Here is a 14,637-nt window from a genome sequence, read left to right on the forward strand (position 1 = left end):
GGGAACACTTCAGGGATGATAAACAACAACTTTACGGTTCGTGTGCTGACTCACTACGTAGAAGAACAATCTGAGCCGGATAAAAAACGTTATGTGTTTTCCTATACGATCACCATTGAAAACAATGGTGATCGTCACGCGCAACTTCTTCGCCGCAAATGGCTGGTCACCGATGCCAATGGCAAAAAACTGGTGATCGAGGGCGAAGGCGTTGTGGGTGAACAGCCCCTAATCGAAGCGGGCGACGAATATACTTACACCAGCGGCACTGTGCTGGAAACCCCAGTGGGAGTGATGCAAGGGTTCTACACCATGATCGATGTCGACGAGAAAGAATTCGACATCGAAGTCTCACCTTTCCGTCTCGCGCTTCCCAATATTCTCCACTAGGAACATCTGTGGCTACTTACCTTGTCGGCGACATTCAGGGCTGTTTTGACGATCTTAACGCACTATTGAAAGAAGCTAGCTTTGATCCATACAGCGATCACCTATACATAGCTGGAGATCTCGTTGCCCGTGGCCCAGACTCCCTTGCAGTACTGAGGTTTGTTAAATCCTTAGGAAAGCATGGCCATACGGTTCTTGGAAATCATGATCTCCACCTTTTAGCGGTTTCTGAAGGGATCATGAAACCAAAAGATAAAGACAAAACCCTACCGATACTGGAAGCTGAAGATCGTGATGAGTTGCTCAATTGGCTTCGCCAGCAGCCCCTGCTGATCCATGTTGATCAGGCCAATGAAGAGAGTCCAGGTTTTGTCATGACCCATGCTGGTATCCCTCCTGTCTGGGATATTGATACGGCTAAGACAAACGCCCGGGAAGTGGAAAGCGTCCTGAAAAGTGATCGTTATGTTTGGCTACTCAAAAACATGTATGCCAATGAACCTGCACTTTGGTCACCAAACTTAAAAGGCATTGAGAAGTATCGCTATGCCATCAATGCCATGACACGCATGCGTTTTTGTGAACCGGATGGCAGCTTGGATATGGCCTGCAAACTCCCTCCGGAGAAAGTGAAAGATGGAAGTCTCATGCCTTGGTTTCAGATGCCAAATCGTCGCACGATTGACGAAACGCTGGTTTTTGGCCATTGGGCAGCACTTGGCGGCGTATTAACTGACAATCTGTTAGGGCTGGATACTGGCTGTGTGTGGGGTGGTTCACTCACCATGGTGAGATGGGAAGATGGGCAAAGGTTTTCTCGCCCTTGCCCGATTCATGCCTGACCGCTTACGCCCGCTCTAACACCACAAACTCCATGTTGTAGCGGTTCTTTTCATCAGCCTGATAGGATTCGCGGTGCGTCTCTGCCCATCCTTCCCCCCAATAAGGGAAACAGGTATCACCGTCTATCTCCGCATCAATAAAGGTCAGACAAAGCTTATCAGCCCGGGGCATGCTCGCTTCATAAATGGTACCACCACCAATGATCACCGCTTCTTCAACATCACCTGCTAGCGCAATCGCTGCGTCAATGCTGGTAGTGCTCTCCACTCCTTCTGCTGACCAGTTTTCATCTCGACTGATCACGATATTACGTCGACCCGGCAGCGGGCGGCCAATGGACTCATAAGTTTTCCGACCCATGATGACTGGCTTGCCTAACGTGTTTTGTTTGAACCAGGTAAAATCGGCAGGCAGATGCCAAGGCATGGCGTTGTCTTTCCCTATCACACGTCCCTTCGCCATTGCGGCAATCATACTGATCTTCATCTGCTATTGATCCTTTATTTTCAAACGGCTGCGACATGCTACATCACAGGTTTTCCCTACGGAACTGATTTGGGCGAAAAAAAACCGCCTTTATCTAGGCGGTTTTCTATGTATTCCGGATTATGGACGGTAGATGATCTCTACGTCGTAATCGTCTTCGTTCCAATCATCCCAGTCATCATCGTCGTCATCATCAGACTTAGACTGCTTCTTGATTTCCTGCTCGTGGTAGTCATCCCACTTGAATTCAACTTTAGCTTCTTCAGCCGCTTCTTCCGGCTCAATGGCCGTTGGCAGCGATTCGATGAATTCCATCAGATCGTAAGTGAGCTGCTGAGTATTGCCTTTGTTGATAGCAGAGATCGCGTAGTAAGGTTCATCCCAACCTAATGCATCAAGAATACGCTCGATTTCCGCTTCCGCATCTTCTTCACTCATCAGGTCGATCTTGTTAAACAGGATCCAACGTGGCTTATCAGCCAGCTTCTCGCTGTAGCGTTGAAGCTCTTCGATAATAGTGAATGCATTATCGACAGGATCAGAACCGTCAACGGGCATCAGGTCAATCATATGCAGCAGCACACGACAGCGTTCAAGGTGTTTCAGGAATCGAATACCGAGGCCGGCACCTTCCGCAGCACCTTCAATCAGACCTGGGATATCGGCAACAACAAAGCTCTTGTTGTCAGCAACACGCACCACGCCCAAACTTGGTACCAATGTGGTGAACGGATAGTCCGCCACTTTAGGCTTAGCCGCTGATACCGCACGGATGAAGGTAGACTTACCTGCATTAGGCAGACCCAGCATACCCACGTCAGCCAACAGAAGCAGCTCAAGACGCAGGTGACGCAGTTCGCCCTTGGTACCCATCGATTTTTGGCGAGGAGCACGGTTTACAGAGGACTTGAAACGGGTATTACCCAAGCCGTGCCAACCGCCCTTCGCCACCATGATTTTCATACCATGGTGAGTCAGGTCAGCAATGACTTCGCCGGTGTCTTCATCAACGGCACGGGTACCCACAGGGACATTCAATATCAGATCGTCACCACGCTTACCGGTACAGTTACCACCACGGCCATTTTCACCACGGCCCGCTGCGTGGAAACGCTCAAAGCGGTAGTCAATCAGGGTGTTCAGGTTTTCATCTGCCAGCAGGTAAACGTCGCCACCATCGCCGCCGTCACCGCCGTCAGGACCACCTTTAGGCACATATTTCTCACGACGGAAACTGACTGTACCGTTACCGCCATCGCCGGCTTCAACGCGGATTACCGCTTCATCTACAAATTTCATTTTTCTTCTCCATGCCCTTCACCACCTTCGTCTTGGAAGGTATTACGTGTTCTGGGTTTACATTGGCGATCGAGCAGCACCCTGATGGAGCACTTCTGGCCGATGATCCTTGTCCGTTATTGAAGATCTTAGGATCAAAAGCCGGGTTGCGTTCAGTATTGTCTCGCTATATATGCCGACAGATGCATTAGTGACATCTGTGACATTCACGTGACGCGATTCCCTTCAAGCCGCGAACGATACGCGGCATGCGTAAATTCGCTGCTGAGCCGCCTGAGCTTACATTTATGTTGTATAGCTAAATGCTCTTGGACAAAAGTCACTTAGCTATGCAACAAAAAGCCCCGCCGTAAGGCAGGGCTTCAGAATCAGTATCGAGGGCTATTATTCAGCTTCGATGCTAACGAATTTACGGTTCTTAGGACCTTTAACCTCGAACTTCACTTTGCCATCAGACAGAGCGAACAGAGTGTGGTCTTTACCGCAACCTACGTTAGTGCCAGCGTGGAACTTAGTACCACGTTGACGAACGATGATGTTACCTGCCAGAACAGACTCACCACCGAAGCGCTTAACACCAAGACGTTTGCTTTCTGAATCACGGCCGTTACGAGTAGAACCGCCAGCTTTTTTATGTGCCATTTATCTCTTCTCCTAGATTAAGCGCTGATGCCAGTAATTTTGACTTCAGTGAACCACTGACGGTGGCCCATTTGCTTACGAGAATGCTTACGACGACGGAACTTAACGATTTTCACTTTGTCGCCACGACCGTGGGTAACTACTTCAGCAGTTACTTTACCGCCTGCTACGAACGGTGCACCAACGGTGATTTCTTCGCCGTTAGCTACCAGCAGAACAGAATCAAACTCAACAGTTGAGCCAGTTTCGATGTCTAGCTTTTCCAAGCGAATAGTTTGGCCTTCGCTTACACGGTGTTGTTTACCACCACTTTGGAAAACTGCGTACATGGTTTTCTCCGCATTTCCGCACAGCCTTCTGCGTTTAAAAATTGTGCAGTGAGGGGTGCGCATTTAATTCATCAATAGGGCGCGAATTCTACGGTAAGATTCGCCTTCTGGCAAGAGGGTAGTGAAAGAAAATTGGCGAAAACCTGTTCACTGTATTTAACCGCTTATTTTGCCAACATTGATACTGTGTCGAGTAAGGAATTTTAGTGTACTATCATCGCAAAAACGAGAGCAGCAAACTGCAATCTTCCCTTGGACCGGACGCATCAATGGATTTTAACACCATCCAAGCACTGACTGCCGATGACATGGCAAAAGTGGACAAAAAAATACTTGCGCAACTGAATTCTGACGTCGCCCTGATTAACCAATTAGGTTTTTATATCGTCAGTGGTGGAGGCAAACGCCTGCGCCCAATGCTTGCTGTTTTATCAGCCCGTGCGCTGAATTATCAAGGTGAAGGACACATCACCGCCGCTGCCTTTATCGAATTCATCCATACCGCTACCCTGCTACACGACGATGTTGTCGATGAATCGGACCTTCGCCGTGGCAAAGCAACTGCCAATGCTATGTTTGGCAATGCAGCCAGCGTGCTGGTGGGCGACTACATTTATACACGCTCATTCCAGATGATGACAGAGCTTCGATCTTTGAGGATCCTCGATCTGATGAGTGAAGCTACCAATGTGATCGCAGAAGGCGAGGTTTTGCAGTTGATGAACTGTAATGACCCCGACACCACTGAAGAAAGTTACATGCAGGTGATCTACTCAAAAACTGCGCGTCTTTTTGAAGCGGCAACCCAGATCGGTGCGATCCTGTCTGATTCTTCAGAAGATATTGAAAAAGCGATGCAGGATTACGGCCGCTACCTTGGCACCGCTTTCCAGCTTATTGATGATGTGATGGATTACACCTCACAAGGCGATGAGATGGGCAAAAATACCGGAGACGACTTGGCTGAAGGCAAACCTACCCTGCCATTGCTACACGCCATGCTCAACGGTAACACCGAGCAGGCAGCCATGATCCGTGAAGCGATCGAACAAGGTAATGGTCTGGACAAACTCGATCCTATCCTTGCCTGCATGGAGCAATGCGGCTCTCTGCAATACACTCGCCAACGCGCGGAGGAAGAAGCGGAGAAGGCCATAGAAGCCCTCGCGCCTATTCCAGATTCAGAATATAAAGAGGCGCTCAAAGCGCTGGCACACATTGCTGTGCACCGTAAAAAGTAATCTTGTTTAACGCACCCCAGGGTGCGTTTTCTTTTTGATGCGATTTTAAGGAAGAAATGTTGAAGCCCTTTCCCATGAAAGCCGCTGCCATTGTGTTAGGCAGTGCCATGCTTTTCGGCTGTGCCGGAGGCAATCGTATTCCCGCGACTTCATTCACCTCATACGAAGATTTTAAAACCGGCCCTGAAGGCGGCGTTGATCTGGTATGGGCGCGCGTGGGATTACGCGATGAAGCAAGATTAAAACGCAAGCTTGCCCAATATGACTCCGTCGTTTTGGACAGGATTTACGTATTAACGTCAGAAAGCAATGAACTAGATGACGAAGATATTCACGAGTTAACAGAATATCTTGCACAAACAATTAAAGAAAAGATTGCTCCGCACAAACGTATCGTTGAAACACCTGAAAACAATACGCTTCGACTGAGTATTGCAATCAGCAACGTAGAAACGCCAAATCCAATTCTGGCGGTGACCAGTAGCCTGCTCCCTGTCGGATTAGGTATTTCTACGATCTCAAAGATCACCACTGGTGAACACACGAATGTCGGCAGCGCGACGATTGAGTTATTGGTCAGTGACGCAAGTGATGACAAGCCACTTTTCGCCGTCATAGACCGAGAGACAGGAAATAAAGACTTGTCCACCATGATTGACTCACTGGACGATGCCAAAGATGCGATCAACTTTTGGGTCGAGCGCTTAGGCAAAACACTCGACAGTAAAGTTACCAGCGAATAATCGAACAGCGCGGGCATAAAAAAAGCGGCTTACCAGCCGCTTTTTCTCTTTGAGGGAAAAGTTACTTAACGAACTCTTCGCCCAGTTGGATATCTTTACGCAGTGTATCCAGCATGCTGTCCAGTGCGTTTTGCTCGAAAGCACTCAGTGGGCCGTGATCCAGGATCTCTTCCACACCGTTTTTGCCCAGACGTACTGGTTGAGCGAAGAAGCGTGCGTATTTACCATCGCCTTCCACATAAGCACACTCAACAACGTCTTGTTCGCCTTGAGCTGCGCGAACCAGCGCCAGACCAAAGCGACATGCAGCCTGACCCATAGACAGAGTCGCAGAACCGCCACCCGCTTTTGCTTCAACCACTTCAGTGCCCGCGTTTTGGATACGTGGTGTCAGTGCAGCCACTTCTTCTTCAGTAAACTCAACACCTTCAACCTGAGACAGCAGTGGCAGGATAGTTACGCCAGAGTGACCGCCGATAACTGGTACGCGAACATCGCTTGGATCTTTACCTTTCAGCTCAGCCACAAAAGTTTCAGAACGGATGATATCTAGCGTGGTCACACCAAAGAGACGGTTCTTGTCGTAAACACCTTTTGCTTTCAGCACTTCTGCCGCGATAGCAACAGTGGTGTTCACAGGGTTAGTGATAATACCGATCAGTGCTTTCGGGCACACATCAGCAATTCTTTCACTCAGAGAACGAACGATACCCGCGTTCACGTTGAAAAGATCTGAACGATCCATACCTGGTTTACGCGCTACACCGGCAGAAATCAGAACCACGTCAGCACCTTCCAGTGCAGGTGATGGATCTTCACCGCTGTAACCTTTGATAGATACTGGGGTCGGGATGTGGCTAAGATCGACAGCAACACCTGGCGTTACCGGCGCAATGTCATACAGAGCCAAATCTGAACCCGCAGGCAGACGGTTTTTCAAAAGCAGGGCTAAAGCTTGACCAATGCCACCAGCGGCGCCAATCACAGCAACTTTCATCTCGTTCTCCTTATTTACGATTTTATTATTTCAGACCTTGGATACGAGGTAAGTCAGCATAAGGTGGTTTACTTACATTCACTGACAACCCCGTATGCATAACGGACCTTTGTGCATGATACGTTCCCATCATAGATAACCACAAGCTTATCGGCATGAGGATAAGCCGCGCTTCTCATTTTTACCGTCAAAGCTCCTCAAGCCTGTTGAAAGGTGATAGGTGCGTCACTTTACCGCTGATTTTATTGCCCGTGACTGAATCACTATGCAAGAATGCGCCATCCTGACACGGGGAAGAAAGAAGAAATATGCGCAATTCAGATAAACAAGATCAATTGGTGAAGGCTTTTAAAGCCATCCTGAAAGAAGAGAAATTCAGCTCCCAGGGCGAAATCGTGGATGCTCTGAAAGCGCAAGGCTTTGAGAACATTAATCAATCTAAAGTCTCCCGCATGCTGACCAAGTTCGGCGCTGTACGCACTCGCAACGCAAAAATGGAAATGGTGTACTGCCTGCCAGTGGAACTTGGCGTACCCACTACCAGCAGCCCGCTGAAAGAGCTGGTCATGGATATCGACTACAACGATGCGTTGGTGGTTATCCATACTGGTCCTGGTGCAGCTCAGCTTATCGCTCGCCTCTTGGATTCTCTGGGTAAAGCAGAAGGTATCCTTGGTGTAGTGGCTGGTGACGACACCATCTTTATCACCCCAACGCGCTCAACCACCACTGCGCGACTGTTTGAGGCCGTTTGCGGACTTTTCGATTACTCCCGCTAATTCAAACAGAGAAAACCGTCTAAAAATAGGCTGGATGATTTTCCGATCATCCAGCCTATTTCTTTATCCAAGTAGTCACACTTCGGCACCACCTCCCATCTCATTATTGAGACTTTCTTGCTTTTATCTTCCCTCACGCCTCAATTCGATGCGAAATACCATGACAAAATATTTCGCTAGTTTTAAATTTTGGAAACGGATTTGTTATCATTCATAACCAAAGAATCCTAAATACACAAAATAAACTGAGTCTTACACAAGACCGTGCAAAGCAGTACTCGTCATTAGGTGAAGACAATAAAGGCGTATGAAACACGCTGTGGAGATAGCCCGCTTTGTTGCGGGTTATCCGCATCTGATGTCAGGTTTTTTTACACTTTTACTTGCCGATTAAAGGACAATGGCATGACGAAGACGACCGAGACACCGCAAGAAGCGCAGGATATCGTCGCTCAAGCGGACACCGGAGCCCGCGCTCCGTCAGGTATATCAGGGAAGATCCTCTGGTTCGTTCCCCTGTGCTGGTCTATTTTCCAGCTCTGGTATGCCTCACCATTTACCGTCGCGCTCAATGATACCGAGGCACGATCGATTCACTTGGCGTTTGCTATCTTTCTGGCATTCACCGCTTACCCTGCATTGAAAAACTCTCCACGAGATCGCATTCCTGTCCAAGACTGGATATTTGCCCTCGCAGGAAGTTTTGCAGCCGGGTATCTCTTCCTGTTCTATACCGAACTCGCTTCACGCGCTGGTGCACCAACAACGTTTGATATTGTTGTTGCAGTCACAGGTATGATTTTGTTGCTGGAAGCGACAAGACGCGCCTTAGGCCCACCGCTGATGGTGGTTGCGCTGGTCTTCCTGCTCTATACCTTCGCAGGTCCCCACATGCCCGATGTTATCGCGCACAAAGGGGCAAGCCTGAACAAAGCCATGTCCCACATGTGGCTGACCACAGAGGGTGTATTTGGTGTTGCGCTGGGTGTATCAACGTCTTTTGTTTTCCTGTTTGTACTCTTCGGTGCCCTGCTTGATCGTGCGGGTGCAGGTGGCTACTTCATCAAAGTGGCGTTTTCTATGCTCGGCCACATGCGTGGTGGTCCGGCAAAAGCAGCCGTTGTGGCTTCTGGCCTTTCCGGCCTGATTTCAGGTTCATCTATCGCAAACGTGGTAACCACTGGTGTATTCACCATTCCACTGATGAAACGTGTCGGTTTCCCAGGAACAAAAGCCGGTGCGGTAGAGGTTGCTGCGTCAACGAATGGTCAGCTGACACCACCTATCATGGGTGCGGCGGCCTTCCTGATGGTGGAATACGTCGGTATTCCTTACATCGAAGTGATTAAGGCGGCGATTTTGCCTGCCATCATTTCTTACATCGCACTTATCTACATCGTTCACCTTGAAGCTTGTAAGGCAGGCATGACAGGCCTTCCACGTCGCCATCAATCAACCTTGGTACAGTCTCTGCTGAGCTTCCTGACCATCGTCATTGGTATCTGCGTGCTGAGCTTTGCGGTTTACTACGGTATTGGCTGGACGAAAGATGTGTTTGGCGCTGCGGCAAGCCCAATCATTGCGGTTGCGATTTTCATTGCCTACATCGCACTGGTTCGCTACTCAGCGCAATACAAGAAAGACGCAGTAGAAGACCCTGCAGACACTGACCTTTCAGAGCTGCCGGATCCGGGTCCAACCGCTCGTTCTGGTCTCTACTACCTGCTGCCAATCGTAGTACTGGTTTGGTGTCTGATGGTTGAACGCTTCTCACCAGGTCTGTCTGCATTCTGGGCAACCTTGTTTATGATGTTCATCGTCGTCACTCAACGCCCACTGTTTGCTTTCTTCCATGGCGAATCTAACTTCGGTGAAGAAATCAAAAACGGTTTCATCGACTTGGCAGAGGGCTTTGTTGCCGGTGCACGTAACATGATTGGTATCGGTGTAGCGACTGCTGCTGCAGGCATTGTGGTAGGCGTGGTCACACTGACTGGTATCGGTCTGGTGATGACTGACTTCGTCGAGTTCATCTCTGGCGGTAACATCATGTTGATGCTGCTGTTCACCGCAATCATCAGCCTGATCTTGGGTATGGGTCTGCCAACGACGGCAAACTACATCGTGGTATCGACCCTGATGGCACCAGTTATCGTGACACTGGGTGCTCAGGAAGGTCTTATCATTCCTTTGATCGCCGTTCACCTGTTCGTGTTCTACTTCGGTATTCTGGCAGATGACACCCCACCAGTTGGTCTCGCGGCCTTTGCGGCAGCGGCGATTGCGAAATCTGACCCAATAAAAACTGGTATTCAGGGTTTCACTTACGATATCCGTACTGCAATCCTGCCGTTTATGTTCATCTTCAACACCCAACTGCTGTTGATGGATATTGAAGGCCCTGTGCATCTTCTGCTGACCATAGGCTCCGCAGTGATCGCCATGCTGGTATTCTCGTCCGCCACACAGGGATGGTGGTTTACCAAGAACAAGTGGTGGGAAACCCTCCTCATGTTGCTGATCACCTTCTCACTGTTCCGTCCGGGTTACTGGTGGGATCAAGTGTTTCCACCAACGAACGATTACCCAGGTTCAGCTATCATTGAAGTGGCAGAAAAACTGCCAAATGGTCAAACGCTTAACCTACAGGTTCGTGGTGAGACCATTGATGGCGATGTCATCACCAAACACGTACACCTTCCAGTGAACTATGAAGAAGCAGAAGGTCTGGCACGTGTGCTGTCTACCGGTTTAGAACTTCGTGATGAAGAAGGTTCGAAACTGGTCGATATGGTTCAGTGGGGCAGCCCGGCGTCTGATGCAGGTATCGATTTCGACTGGGAAATTGTTCAGGTAAGCACACCTGCTGAGCGCCCAGCGAAAGAATGGGTATTTGTGCCAACTCTTATCCTGCTTGCTGCCATGGCATGGAATCAACGCCGCCGTGCGAGAGCAGAAAAACAACAAACAGCGTAATCAGTCCGGGGCTTAAAGCCCCGGTCACTACCACACAAGAGAGTAGACGATATGTATAAACACATTCTGGTCCCTGTTGATTTGAATGATGAAAGCTTCGCTGACAAAGCCGTTGAGCACGCTGTTTGGATCGCAGGACAAACGGGTGCAACCTTGCATCTGTTGACCGCCCTACCGGGCATTCACAACTCCATGGTGCAGTCTTACTTCCCGGAAGACGCTGCCCGCCAGATGAAGCAGGACGTGCGTAACAACCTGAAAGCCTTTGCCGAGCGCATGGTGCCGGAAGGTCTGGCGTATGATTTATCTGTAGCGGAGGGCAAACCTTACAAGGCCATCGTCAAAACCGCTGACAGCCTTGGCTGCGATTTGATTGTGATGCCTAGCCACAAACGCTCTAAAGCGAACAAACTTATTATCGGCTCTGTGGCATCTAAGGTGCTGGAGCAGTCAAAAATCAACGTGTTGATCATGAAGCCACAAGGCTGATTGCAACACCAAGAGCTAAAAAGGGCGATATAGATACCGCCCTTTTTCTTTATCTCAATCAGAGTTATTTATCGCGCTGATCGTAACCCCACCGCGGTACGAGGACCTGTTCGATACCGAGGTGATCGAGAATGCGCGCCACCATAAAGTCCACCAGATCGTCGATAGACTTGGGTTGATGATAAAAGCCCGGCGCCGCGGGCATGATGGTCACGCCCATTTGCGACAACTTCAGCATGTTTTCTAAATGCAAAGTGGAAAACGGAGTCTCGCGCACCACCAATAGCAATTGGCCGCGTTCTTTCAGCACCACATCTGCAGCACGCTCTGCCAGATTATCCGACATCCCATGGGCAATCGCTGCCAGCGAGCCAGCGGAGCATGGGCACACCACCATTTTCTTGGGTGCTGCGGAGCCAGATGCCACTGGCGAGAACCAGTCTTCCTTGCCACACACTACCAATTTGTCAGTGGGTGCATTGAGGTGCTTCACTAAGGCTTCTTTTGCCGCTTCAGGACCTGATGGCAGTTTCAAACCGTGTTCAGTGGCCAACACCACACGTGCCGCAGATGACACCAAAAGATAAACTTCATAGTCAGCCGCCAACAAGCACTCTAGCAGACGAAGCCCATACGGTGCGCCTGAAGCACCGCTCCAGGCCAGTGTGATGCGTTTGTCACTCATTGAACTTGTCATGTGTTCCTTATCGTTGTTCCAACGCGGCTTTGAGCTTGTCGTGTATGCCGCCAAAACCACCGTTGCTCATCACCAGTATAACGTCGTCTGCATTTGCCTCGCTGACGATGCCTGAAACCAGAGCATCAATCTCGTCGAAGGTTTTCGCCGGCGCTTTACAGGCCTCTGCCACGTCTTTCACCGACCACTTGATGTGTTCCGGTTGGAACAGCAATACTTCATCGGCAGCATCCATTGATGGTGCAATCTCATCTTTATGTACGCCAAGCTTCATAGTGTTGGATCTCGGCTCTAACACCGCAAGTATACGGCGTTCTCCCACTTTGGCGCGCAAGCCTTCCAGCGTGGTTTTAATCGCAGTTGGGTGGTGGGCAAAGTCGTCGTAAACCGTGACGCCATTGAAGTCACCTTTGTGCTCGAGACGACGTTTGGTGTTGATGAAACGGCCTAAGGCTTCACATGCCAAATCCGGTGTCACTCCCACATGACGGGCGGCAGCAATGGTCATCAATGCATTGCTGACGTTATGGTCGCCAATCAGATCCCACTTCACCGTGCCAACCAACTCGCCCTCAAACCAAACATCAAATTCACTGCCGTCGGCCACGCGCTTTTCCGCCTTCCAGGTGCCATCTTCACCAGCAAACTCCAGCTCGCTCCAGCAACCCATCTCTAACGTCGATTTGATGTTTTCATCATTCGAAGGAGCAATGATACGACCGATCCCCGGTACGGTTCTTACCAAATGATGGAATTGACGTTTGATAGCATTCAGATCGTCAAAGATGTCAGCATGATCGAACTCAAGATTGTTCATAATCAGCGTGCGTGGGTGGTAATGCACGAACTTAGAACGCTTATCGAAAAAAGCGCTGTCGTATTCATCCGCTTCGACCACGAAGAACATGGTTTCACCGAGGCGCGCAGATACGCCAAAGTTACCCGGTACACCGCCAATCAAAAAACCCGGCTGATAACCGCAATCTTCCAAAACCCAAGCCAGCATGCTCGCTGTCGTGGTTTTGCCGTGCGTGCCCGCCACCGCCAGCACCCAACGATCTTTCAGCAGGAAGTCTAATAACCACTGAGGACCAGAGGTGTAGTTGAGATTGTTATTCAGCACATATTCCACACACGGATTTCCGCGGCTCATGGCATTTCCAACCACCACCAGATCCGGCGCAGGATCAAGTTGGGAAGGATCATAGCCCTGAATGATCTCAATACCCTGAGATTCCAGCAGTGTGCTCATTGGCGGGTAAACATTGGCGTCACAACCTGTCACTTTATGACCCAGTTGTCTGGCTAGAATGGCTGCACCGCCCATAAAGGTGCCGCAAATCCCTAAAATGTGTATATGCATAAGGTTCCGTCAGCTTAAATCAGTGACTTTGCCCGGTCTGATTCCCTAAGGATCACAGATCCCGACATGTCCAAATTACTTCGATACGAATAAAAAGTTCTACACTATAAACTGTGTAACAAGTTGATTTTTTGTCCGGTTGTGACGTCACGTTTTTGGCAAAAACTTTTGCCTGCCACCCAAGCGATGCACCGGACGCTTCGAATCAACCAGGAAAGCAAAGGCCTTATTGCTCTTCGCTTGCGACTTTGTTTTCCAGCATCTTACCCAAGAATCTAATAACAGACATCAAAAGGATCTGGAATGTCCGATATGCGTACACTTGGCGAGTTCATTGTTGAAAAGCAACATGAATACCCGAACGCCAGTGGAGAGCTCAGCTCACTCCTCTCTTCTATCCGACTTGCTGCCAAAATCGTCAACCGTGAAATCAACAAAGCGGGACTCGCTGATATCACTGGTGCATTTGGTGGAAAGAACGCCCAGGGCGAAGAACAACAAAAACTGGACGTCTACGCCAACGAGAAATTCAAAGCAGCGATGGCTGCACGGGATCAAGTGTGTGGCGTAGCCAGTGAAGAAGAAGATGACGCCGTTATCTTCGACACCGAACTTGGCCGCAACGCCAAATATGTCATCCTGATGGATCCACTCGATGGTTCTTCCAATATCGACGTGAACGTCTCAGTAGGCACCATCTTCTCCATCTACCGCCGCGTTTCTCCTATTGGTCAGCCGGCTACCATGGAGGATTTCCTTCAGCCGGGTAGCCAACAAGTCGCGGCAGGCTACATCATCTATGGCTCCTCAACCATGCTGGTTTACACCACTGGTAATGGCGTGCATGGCTTTACCTATGACCCATCCATCGGTGCGTTCTGTCTTTCCCACGAGAACATGACAATTCCAGAGGATGGCAAAATCTACTCCATCAACGAAGGGAACTACATCCGCTTCCCTCTCGGGGTGAAGAAGTACATCAAGTACTGTCAGGAGAATGTGCCGGAAGACGGACGCCCATACACGTCGCGCTACATTGGCTCACTGGTGTCAGACTTCCACCGCAACATGCTCAAGGGTGGTCTGTATCTGTACCCAAGCACTGCCGCATATCGCAGCGGTAAGCTTCGCCTGCTTTATGAATGCAACCCCATGGCCTTCATCATCGAACAGGCGGGTGGTAAGGCGTCTGATGGCGCGCAGCGTATCATGGACATCAAACCCACTGAGCTTCACCAGCGCGTGCCGTTTTTTGTTGGCTCCACCCATATGGTGGAAAAGGTCGAAGAGTTCCTCGAAACATACCCTGGCGAAGAGTAAGCATCTAAAACGTCAAAGCCCGGCAATATTGCCGGGCTTTGTT

The 14,637-nt window shown here is 49.7% G+C and carries 15 protein-coding genes; 8 read left to right on the forward strand and 7 right to left on the reverse strand.

The features are described from left to right. Positions 1–15 precede the first annotated feature (15 nt). A complete protein-coding gene (apaG, locus tag QL223_RS11170; RefSeq protein WP_002536469.1) occupies positions 16–390 on the forward strand; it encodes a Co2+/Mg2+ efflux protein ApaG in 375 nt (124 codons plus the stop codon). An 8-nt stretch (positions 391–398) separates the two neighbouring features. Beyond that, complete coding sequence (locus tag QL223_RS11175; RefSeq protein ID WP_002536471.1) at positions 399–1,232, forward strand: symmetrical bis(5'-nucleosyl)-tetraphosphatase; 834 nt, start codon at positions 399–401, stop codon at positions 1,230–1,232. A gap of 4 nt (positions 1,233–1,236) precedes the next feature. Here the strand turns inward: QL223_RS11175 and folA are convergent, their stop codons facing one another. The 4 genes from folA to rplU form a co-directional block, all read right to left on the reverse strand. Continuing rightward, positions 1,237–1,719: a type 3 dihydrofolate reductase gene (folA, locus tag QL223_RS11180; protein WP_002536473.1), complete on the reverse strand. Its 483-nt coding sequence runs from the start codon at positions 1,717–1,719 to the stop codon at positions 1,237–1,239. Between the two features lie 120 nt (positions 1,720–1,839). After that, a complete protein-coding gene (gene cgtA / locus QL223_RS11185; RefSeq protein WP_002536475.1) occupies positions 1,840–3,018 on the reverse strand; it encodes an Obg family GTPase CgtA in 1,179 nt (392 codons plus the stop codon). A gap of 384 nt (positions 3,019–3,402) precedes the next feature. Beyond that, the gene (gene rpmA / locus QL223_RS11190; RefSeq protein ID WP_002536479.1) at positions 3,403–3,660 is read right to left on the reverse strand and encodes a 50S ribosomal protein L27; all 258 of its coding nucleotides are present in this window, start codon (positions 3,658–3,660) and stop codon (positions 3,403–3,405) included. Between the two features lie 17 nt (positions 3,661–3,677). Continuing rightward, positions 3,678–3,989, reverse strand: a complete 312-nt coding sequence (gene rplU / locus QL223_RS11195; protein ID WP_002536481.1) for a 50S ribosomal protein L21 — start codon at positions 3,987–3,989, stop codon at positions 3,678–3,680. 269 nt (positions 3,990–4,258) lie between these two features. Between rplU and ispB the strand changes: the two genes are divergently transcribed. Further along, entirely contained in the window at positions 4,259–5,230 is a 972-nt protein-coding gene (gene ispB / locus QL223_RS11200; RefSeq protein ID WP_039849616.1) for an octaprenyl diphosphate synthase, read from the forward strand. Between the two features lie 56 nt (positions 5,231–5,286). Next, the gene (locus QL223_RS11205) at positions 5,287–5,973 is read left to right on the forward strand and encodes a DUF3313 domain-containing protein (RefSeq protein WP_281544778.1); all 687 of its coding nucleotides are present in this window, start codon (positions 5,287–5,289) and stop codon (positions 5,971–5,973) included. A gap of 61 nt (positions 5,974–6,034) precedes the next feature. On the opposite strand, the gene mdh is transcribed toward QL223_RS11205, so the two are convergent. Continuing rightward, the gene (gene mdh, locus QL223_RS11210; protein ID WP_002536486.1) at positions 6,035–6,970 is read right to left on the reverse strand and encodes a malate dehydrogenase; all 936 of its coding nucleotides are present in this window, start codon (positions 6,968–6,970) and stop codon (positions 6,035–6,037) included. Between the two features lie 308 nt (positions 6,971–7,278). Between mdh and argR the strand changes: the two genes are divergently transcribed. The 3 genes from argR (at position 7,279) to QL223_RS11225 (ending at position 11,214) form a co-directional block, all read left to right on the forward strand. Further along, positions 7,279–7,749, forward strand: coding sequence for a transcriptional regulator ArgR (gene argR / locus QL223_RS11215; RefSeq protein WP_046303052.1), 471 nt, complete (start codon positions 7,279–7,281; stop codon positions 7,747–7,749). Between the two features lie 405 nt (positions 7,750–8,154). Further along, on the forward strand, positions 8,155–10,725 hold the full coding sequence (locus QL223_RS11220; RefSeq protein WP_002536490.1) for a TRAP transporter permease: 2,571 nt from the start codon (positions 8,155–8,157) through the stop codon (positions 10,723–10,725). A gap of 51 nt (positions 10,726–10,776) precedes the next feature. Further along, a complete protein-coding gene (locus QL223_RS11225) occupies positions 10,777–11,214 on the forward strand; it encodes a universal stress protein (protein ID WP_046303054.1) in 438 nt (145 codons plus the stop codon). A gap of 64 nt (positions 11,215–11,278) precedes the next feature. Here QL223_RS11225 and QL223_RS11230 read toward each other — a convergent pair whose 3' ends face one another. Continuing rightward, on the reverse strand, positions 11,279–11,911 hold the full coding sequence (locus QL223_RS11230) for a flavin prenyltransferase UbiX (RefSeq protein WP_281544779.1): 633 nt from the start codon (positions 11,909–11,911) through the stop codon (positions 11,279–11,281). A gap of 7 nt (positions 11,912–11,918) precedes the next feature. Further along, positions 11,919–13,274 (reverse strand): UDP-N-acetylmuramate:L-alanyl-gamma-D-glutamyl-meso-diaminopimelate ligase, encoded by a 1,356-nt coding sequence (mpl, locus tag QL223_RS11235; RefSeq protein WP_281544780.1) that lies wholly within the window; start codon positions 13,272–13,274, stop codon positions 11,919–11,921. Between the two features lie 303 nt (positions 13,275–13,577). Between mpl and fbp the strand changes: the two genes are divergently transcribed. Continuing rightward, on the forward strand, positions 13,578–14,594 hold the full coding sequence (gene fbp / locus QL223_RS11240) for a class 1 fructose-bisphosphatase (RefSeq protein WP_046303057.1): 1,017 nt from the start codon (positions 13,578–13,580) through the stop codon (positions 14,592–14,594). Positions 14,595–14,637 lie beyond the last annotated feature (43 nt).

The sequence above is a fragment of the Grimontia sp. SpTr1 genome (assembly GCF_947387585.1).
GTDB classification, from domain to species: Bacteria; Pseudomonadota; Gammaproteobacteria; order Enterobacterales; family Vibrionaceae; genus Enterovibrio; species Enterovibrio indicus.

Coding starts and splice junctions, on each gene's coding strand:
- QL223_RS11230 (WP_281544779.1), bottom strand. CDS start 11,911: ATGACAAGTTCAATGAGTGACAAACGCATCACACTGGCCTGGAGCGGT.
- mdh (WP_002536486.1), bottom strand. CDS start 6,970: ATGAAAGTTGCTGTGATTGGCGCCGCTGGTGGCATTGGTCAAGCTTTA.
- mpl (WP_281544780.1), bottom strand. CDS start 13,274: ATGCATATACACATTTTAGGGATTTGCGGCACCTTTATGGGCGGTGCA.
- QL223_RS11205 (WP_281544778.1), top strand. CDS start 5,287: ATGTTGAAGCCCTTTCCCATGAAAGCCGCTGCCATTGTGTTAGGCAGT.
- apaG (WP_002536469.1), top strand. CDS start 16: ATGATAAACAACAACTTTACGGTTCGTGTGCTGACTCACTACGTAGAA.
- QL223_RS11225 (WP_046303054.1), top strand. CDS start 10,777: ATGTATAAACACATTCTGGTCCCTGTTGATTTGAATGATGAAAGCTTC.
- folA (WP_002536473.1), bottom strand. CDS start 1,719: ATGAAGATCAGTATGATTGCCGCAATGGCGAAGGGACGTGTGATAGGG.
- QL223_RS11220 (WP_002536490.1), top strand. CDS start 8,155: ATGACGAAGACGACCGAGACACCGCAAGAAGCGCAGGATATCGTCGCT.
- rpmA (WP_002536479.1), bottom strand. CDS start 3,660: ATGGCACATAAAAAAGCTGGCGGTTCTACTCGTAACGGCCGTGATTCA.
- cgtA (WP_002536475.1), bottom strand. CDS start 3,018: ATGAAATTTGTAGATGAAGCGGTAATCCGCGTTGAAGCCGGCGATGGC.
- rplU (WP_002536481.1), bottom strand. CDS start 3,989: ATGTACGCAGTTTTCCAAAGTGGTGGTAAACAACACCGTGTAAGCGAA.
- fbp (WP_046303057.1), top strand. CDS start 13,578: ATGTCCGATATGCGTACACTTGGCGAGTTCATTGTTGAAAAGCAACAT.
- argR (WP_046303052.1), top strand. CDS start 7,279: ATGCGCAATTCAGATAAACAAGATCAATTGGTGAAGGCTTTTAAAGCC.
- ispB (WP_039849616.1), top strand. CDS start 4,259: ATGGATTTTAACACCATCCAAGCACTGACTGCCGATGACATGGCAAAA.